The following is a 616-nucleotide window of genomic DNA, read 5'->3' as shown; positions in this document are numbered from 1 at the left end:
GCCAGGGCGCGTTACACGCTGGAATTCAAGCAAGAGGCGGTTCGCCTGGTTGACGGTGGCCAGAGTATTGCGGCGGCCGCTCGCACGCTGGGCGTGGTGGATCAGACGCTGTTCAACTGGGTCAAGGCCAGTCGCGCTGGCAAGCTCAACGGCGTGGACAGCAAGCCCGTGAGCGCCGAGCAAATGGAGATTGCGCGGCTGCGAGCCGAGCTGGCGCGAGTGAAAATGGAGCGCGACATCTTGGGAAAAGCAACGGCGTACTTCTCAAAGCTTGCGAGCTGAAGTACGCCTTCATTCAAGGCCATCGCAAGGTGTGGCCGATCTCGGTGCAATGCCGCGTGCTGGAGGTGAGCGTGGCGGGGTATCACGAGCACTTCGTGCGCCGTGCCACAGCGGCCGAGAGACGCCATCTGAGCGACGATGCGCTACTGGTGCACATCAAGGCCGTCCACGCCGAAAGCCGGGGTGGCTATGGCTGGCCACGGGTTTGGAAAGAGCTGCTCGCGCGAGGCATTCGCGTGGGCAAGGAGCGGGTGCAAAAGCTCATGCAACTGCATGGCATTCGAGGCAAGGGCAAGAAGCGATTCAAGGTCACGACCGACAGCAATCACGCGCT

At 62.3% G+C, this 616-nt stretch carries 1 pseudogene; it reads left to right on the top strand.

The annotated features are described in order from the left end of the window. Window positions 1-616, top strand: a pseudogene (locus RV045_RS14325) (IS3 family transposase); the annotation flags it as partial.

This window comes from Amphibiibacter pelophylacis (assembly GCF_037688875.1).
Classification (GTDB): Bacteria; Pseudomonadota; Gammaproteobacteria; order Burkholderiales; family Burkholderiaceae_C; genus Amphibiibacter; species Amphibiibacter pelophylacis.
The sequence above is the reverse complement of the archived record's forward strand: the minus strand, read 5'-3'. Positions and strand labels throughout refer to the sequence as shown.